At 61.3% G+C, this 6430-nt stretch carries 3 protein-coding genes; all 3 read right to left on the bottom strand.

The features are described from left to right. Positions 1-1542 (bottom strand): RagB/SusD family nutrient uptake outer membrane protein (locus VFO93_RS06500; protein ID WP_325133536.1); only part of this gene is annotated, 1542 nt, incomplete at its 3' end. A 24-nt stretch (positions 1543-1566) separates the two neighbouring features. Further along, positions 1567-5001 (bottom strand): TonB-dependent receptor, encoded by a 3435-nt coding sequence (locus VFO93_RS06495; RefSeq protein WP_325133535.1) that lies wholly within the window; start codon positions 4999-5001, stop codon positions 1567-1569. Positions 5002-5097: 96 nt separating this feature from the next. Further along, positions 5098-6126 (bottom strand): FecR family protein, encoded by a 1029-nt coding sequence (locus tag VFO93_RS06490; RefSeq protein ID WP_325133534.1) that lies wholly within the window; start codon positions 6124-6126, stop codon positions 5098-5100. Positions 6127-6430 lie beyond the last annotated feature (304 nt).

The raw sequence follows: 6430 nt of genomic DNA, 5'->3' as shown, positions 1-6430 counted from the left end.
GGGATTCACCGAGGTTTCGGTGGCCACGTGCGATGCCGCCCGGGCCCGGACATCGGCCGGGAGGACGCCTAGGTAGCGGCCCGTGCGCACGAGGTCCCAGAAGCGCAGCGACTCCTCGGCAAACTCGACCCGGCGCTCGTGCCAGATGGCGCTGAGCAGGGCGCTGCCTGACAGGCCGACTAGGTCGGGTAAGGTGTTGGCGGGGGCGTTAGTGGGGTCGTAGCTCAGGCTGCCTAGGGTGGTGCCAGGCGGGCGGGTCGATACGCGGGCGCGGGCGCGCACTTGGTTCACCAGGGCAATGGCCTCGCCGGACTTACTGAGCTGGGCGGCGGCCTCCGCTTTCATCAGCAGGATGTCGGCGTAGCGCAGCTTGCGAATGTTCTGCGGGCCCGCTTCAGGCGCATTAGGGGCCAGGATGGCGGCCTTGCGGTTGAAATAGCCCGTGGCATTCTGCGTGATATCGACGGGGTTAAGGATGCCCAGTACAATGTCGTTGTTCTTAATAATCGTGACTTCCTTGCGCGGGTCGTTGGCCTCAAACTCGTCAACTAGGTTCTGCGTGGGGTTATTGAAGCCGTAGCCCCATGTCTTACGATTGTTTTGGAAAATGTTGTTGGTCGTGCCTATCGAGATGGGGCCGTAGGTGTTGTTGTCCGAGCCAAACTGAATCTCAAACAGCGACTCGCTGCTGTTCTCGCCAATGTCCTGGTGAATAGCGGCGTAGTTGGGATACAAGCTGTATTGGTTCGAGCTGATGATGGTATTCGTGATGTCGTACACCTCCTGCCAGCTGTGGTTGTTGCCATTCACGGTGCCCAGCTGGTACATGATAGCGCGGGCCAGGTAGCCATTGGCGGCGCCCTTGGTAGCCCGGCCTAGGTCGGCCTGGGCGTAGGCGTTTTTCTCGGGCAGCAGGGCGGCAGCGGCCTTCAGATCTTTCTCGATGAAAGCGTAGGTCTGGGCGATGGTGGCGCGGGTCACGTTGGGCGCCTCGGTGGGCGTCACACTTTTTTCAAACAGCGGCACGCCCCCAAAGGCCTTCACCAGGTTGAAGTAGAAGTACGCCCGCAGAAACAGCGCCTCGCCCTTGAGGCGCGATTTCAGCGCCGCGTCGATGGTGCCCGCGTCGATGTTGTTAATCACCGTATTGGCGCGCGCAATACCGGTAAAGCTGTGCACCCACAGCGTGGTAACGGTCTGGTTGGAGGGCGGAATGTTCCAGGTTTTGAGCTCGATGAGGGGCTGGAAGTCGCTGGCCGAGCTACCGCCTTTCTCGGAGTCATCGGTCATTAGGTCGCCAAACATCCACTCGTAGGTCTGGGCCACGTACTGGCCGTTGGGGTCGCCCCACTTGGGGCCCTGGTCCCAGGCGGCCACGTCGTAGGTGGCGTTGATGGCCTGCACGGCGTTGGTGGGGTCTTTGAAGAGGTTATCCTGGGTAGTAGTGCCCAGGGGCGCCTTCTCCAGAAAGTCTTTGCAGCCCGGCGTGAGGGCGGCGGTGAGCAGCAGGCCGAGCAGGGCGGCGGTGCGGGTAGATTTCATATAGAGGAGGTGGGAAATAGCGGATTAGAACTGCACGTTGAAGCCCAGGCGGTAGGTGCGGGCCTGCGGGTAGTTGCCGTAGTCCACGCCGTAAGACAAGGGGTTGTTGTAGTTGGCCACGGTCGAAATTTCGGGGTCGTAGCCGGTGTACTTGGTGAGGGTGAACACGTTATCGACCGAGGCAAACACGCGGGCACCTTTTACCTGCACCTTGCCTAGCAAAGCTTGGGGAAGCGTGTAGCCGATTTCCATGTTGCGGGCGCGCAGGTAGCTGGCGTCCTCCACGTAGCGGCTGCTGAAGCGGTCGTTGCCGTTGGTGTCGGTCGCGGTTACGCGGGGCTGGTTGCTATTGGGGTTGCTGGGCGTCCAGCGGTCCATGCGGTTCGCGTAGAAGTTGCTCCACACGCCCACGAAGTCGGCCGATTTCGACAGGTTGAAGGCCGCGCCGTTGATGGCCTCGGCACCCTGCACCCCGTAGAGCAGCATCCGAAAATCAAAGCCCGCGTAGTTCAAATTCAGCGAGGCGCCGTAGCTGAAGCTGGGCGTACCGCTGCCCAGGTAAGTGTAGTCGGAAGCCGTAATGACGCCGTCGCCATTGGTGTCCGCGTAGCGCACATCGCCGGGCTTGGCACCGGGCTGCACCAGCGACCGCACCCCAGCGGCGTTGGTATAGGTGTAGGCGTCAATCTCGCCCTGGTTGTGAAACACGCCTTGGGCCTGCAAGCCGTAGTAGAAGGCGATTTCGCGGCCCTCGTTGGTTAGGGTAGTGTTGCCGATTTGGGGTAGTACGCTGCCGGCCGCAATGGGGGTGCCGCCGCCCAGGCTGGTTACGACGTTGTTGATTTTCGTGAAGTTCAAGCCTACGCTGTACCCGAGCTTGCCAATTTCGTTGCGGTAGTTCAGAGCCAATTCAAGGCCGCGGTTGCGCAGGGCGCCCACGTTGGCGCTGGCGGGGGCCTGACCCACGTAGTCGGGCACCGGTAGCAGGGCTATCATGTCGCGGGTGCGACGCTCGAAGTAGTCGGCCGTAAAGGTCAGCTTGTTATTAAAGAACTCGGCATCAATCCCTACATCGGTCGTCACGGCCGTTTCCCACTTCAGGTCCGGGTTGTTTATCTGGGTGATGGCCAGGCCGGGCGCGGGCGTGCCGTTGAAGACGTAAATCTGGTTATTACGCGCCACCGAGGCGTAGCCGTAGTTGGGGGCCGCGTTTTGGTTGCCCACTTCGCCGTAGCTGGCCCGTAGCTTCAGCACCGATACGAAGCTGACGTCCTTGAGGAAATCCTCATTGGAGATGTTCCAGGCCGCGCCCACCGACGGAAAGATGCCCGTGCGAACCGGCCCGAGAAACTTCGAAGTCTGGTCGAAGCGCAGCGTACCCGTCACGAGGTAGCGGTCGCGGAAATTATAGTTGGCCCGGCCGAAGTATGAGAGCAAGCCCCCGTCGTATGGCGGCGTGCTACGCACCGCGTTGTCGGTGCTGCGCGAGGCCGATACGTATTGCAGCGTGGCATCGAGCGGCACATTGTAGGCCGTAAGGGAAATACCATCGCCGTAGCCGCGTTGCGCCTCCTGGCCCAGCGTGAAGGATAAGTTGCTGTTGTCAGCAAACGTCTTGTTGTAGTTGAAGTAGTTCGACCACACCCAGCTCACGTTTTCGCTGCGCGTTTCGATGAGCGCGCTTTGCGCCCGCTGGTCAAACGGCCCGATGTAGTACTTCGGCTGGTACTGCTTGGGGTGGTTGTTGAAGTAGTTGATACCAAACGTCGAGCGGAACGACAGCCCTTTGAACAGCGACACATCGAGGTAGCTGCTCGTAAACAGGTTATTGTTCTGAATCTTGTTATACTGCTGCTCGTCTACCAGGCGCGGCACGTTCAGCGTATTGCGCGTGATAACGTCTTCCGTATAGGTGCCATTGGGGCCGAAGGGGTTGAGGATGGGGTTGATTTGGTGCGCGTAGAGCAGCACGGTATACGGCTGCGAGCCGCCCTGGCCATCGCCGCTGCCCGTCTGGTTGTTGTTGGTAAACGTGGCGGCCACGCCCGCCTTGATGCGCTTGGTGAGCACCACGTCGTCGTTCACCCGAATCACGAACTTCCGGAAGCCCGAATTCTTGATAATACCATTCTGCTGGAAGTAGCTGCCGCTGACGAGGTAGCGGTTCTGCTCGGTGCCGCCCGACGCCGATAGGCTGTAGTTGGTAATCAACCCCTTCTGCGTTATCAGCTTCTGGTAGTCGGTGCCTTCCGCGTTGGTGGCGATGGCGTTTAGCAGCTGCGGGCCGTAGTCGGGCAGCGCCTTGCCGTCGTTGGTATACGCCTCCGTCACGAGCGTGGCGTACTGGGCGGCGTTGGTGAGGGGCAGCTCACGCCGGATTTGCTGAAAGCCCGTGTAGCCCGTCAGGTTGAACTGCGTAGAGCCCGCCTTGCCGTGCTTGGTCGTGATGAGGACCACGCCATTAGCTCCGCGCGAACCGTAAATGGCCGTGGCCGAAGCGTCCTTTAAAATCTCGGTCGACTCGATATCAGCGGGTAGCAAAAAGCCAATGTCGCTGGTCTGGATGCCATCCACCACGTAGAGCGGGTCGCTATTGTTGATGGTGCCCACGCCGCGCACCCGGATGCGGGTGCCCGAGCCCGGCTGCCCGCTATTAGAGGTTACTTCCACGCCCGCCACGCGGCCTTGCAAGGCCTGCACGGGGTCGGAAGTGGCCACCTGCGTGAGCTGCGCGCTGGTCACGGAGGCCACCGCGCCCGTGAGGTCGCTCTTGCGAGCCGTGCCGTAGCCGATTACTACTACGTCGTTGAGGTCCTGCGCATTCTCGGCCAGCGTCACGGTCAGGGTGCTGGTCGCGCCCGTAATGAGTACCTCCTGCTTGGCGTAGCCTACGAAGCTGAATACCAGTACGCTATTCTCGGGTGCCTGAAGGCTAAAGCTGCCATCGGGGCCGGTATTAGCGCCCGTGGTAGTGCCCTTCACCAGCACCGTCACGCCAGGCAGCGGCTCGCCCTTGGCATCGACCACGCGGCCCGATACCGGCACGGCCTGCGGCGCGAGGCTAGAGCTACCGGAATCGTTTGGGGAATTGGGCTTTGTGGGAAGCCGCAGAATCACCCGGTCGTGGTTTATCTCGTATTCTACCTTGAGGGGCGCAAACAGCTCGGTGAGCACGGCCGCCAGGGGCTCGTTTTTGGCGTGCACGCTCACCTTACGCTCCGCGCCAATGAGCTGCTGGCTGTACACAAAGCGGATGCCCGTTTGCTTGGCAATCTGGCTAAGCGCGGCCTTGATGGTCTGGCCGTTCAGCTCCACGGTTACGGTGCGCTCAAGCACCGTTTGGGTGGCGCGGTAGTGCGCCTGCGCGGGCAGCGTGTGCAGGCACACCGCCACGGTGGGCAGCAGCAGGCCCCGCAGCAGCGGCTGCACGAATGGGGGGAAATGTAGGTGGTTTTTCATACGTAAGGGTGGGGAAACAAAGAAAAACAGTGTCCTGTCCGCATTCTACCGAATGCGGTTATTGTATTATTAAACAAGCAATTGCGATTACAAAACCTAGCCCGACGGAAGCGGAGCCGCCTGGCACCCGCGGCTATGAATGGTAATCTGGGTATCGGCCTGCGAGTAGGAGGCCCCGAGCGACTTGCAGAGCAAGTCGAGCTTCTCAAAAAGTGATTCCTTGTAAAACGTGATGCTCACCGTGCAGCCCGCCAGCTTCTGCTTGTCATACCGAATGTCCACGCCGTAGGCTTTTTCCAGCGCGGCCAGCACCTCTGCCACCGGCCGCTCCTCAAACTCAAACGCCTGGGGCACCAGTACCAGTGGCTTGTCAACTAGCTTTTTATGAAGGTGGTGGCTGGCCACCGAATACACTACCTGCTGGTTGGGCAGCAGCAGCACGCCGGCTTTGGCCGGATGCGTGGGGGTAGCATCGAGCTGCGCCGCCGCGCGGGGCTGCACGGCCACTTTGCCTTCGCGCACGGCTACCTGCGCCTCGGCACTACCGGGGTAGGCCTTCACATCGAAGCCGGTGCCCAATACGGTCGTTACCAGCTGTTTAGTCAGTACCAGGAACGGGTGCGCCGGGTCTTTATGCACTTGGAAAAACGCCTCGCCTTCGAGGTACACTTCGCGCCGGGCACCGGCCAGGCCGCCAGCGTAGCGCAGGCTGCTGCCGGGTTGTAGCGTCACGCGGGTGGCATCGGGCAGGCGCAGTACCTGCTCCTGCTGGGTGGCGTTGTGGTAGCGCGTCCAGCCCGTGGCCGTGCTGGGCGCCGCCTGCCAGTGCCGGGCATACGGCAGCAGTCCGCCCAGGGCCAGCGCCAGCAGCCCCACGGCCGCCGCCCAGCGTACCGGCTTTTGCCGCCAGCGCGATACGCGCAAAACCGGCGCAGGAGCAGTAGCAGGCAGGCGCAGCCGCTGCCAGATGGCGGCTTCCACGGCCTGCTGGGCGGGGGGCGCGGGCTGGCGGGCGTCAGCCTGGTGCAGTTGCTCGTACCACTGCGCCACCCGCGCCTGCTCGTCGGGCGTGGCGCGGCCATCAAGGTAGCGCTGGAGCAGCTGGTAAAATTCGACTTCCGTCACGGGTGGGAGGGTAAAGGGAGGGGCTTCTAACTAACAAGTCAGCTAACCTGGCCGGACCCCTAAACAGGTTGCGATTTTTTTGCAAAAAAAATGTAGCGGCTTTGGGGCGCTTCAAACCAGCGGCTAAAGTGCCTGGGCATAAGCGAACGTACTATCCAAGCGTGGGCGCCTCACCCCCCGGCCCCCTCTCCGAAAAGGAGAGGGGGAGCCGAACGAGTTGAGAGTTCTGAGTTAAGAGTTTTGGGTTGGTAGAATGGCTAACTCTTAACTCAACACTCAAAACTCTTAACTCCATAAAGGCTCC

Source organism: Hymenobacter sp. (assembly GCF_035709525.1).
Lineage (GTDB): Bacteria > Bacteroidota > Bacteroidia > Cytophagales > Hymenobacteraceae > Hymenobacter.
The sequence above is the reverse complement of the archived record's forward strand: the minus strand, read 5'-3'. Positions and strand labels throughout refer to the sequence as shown.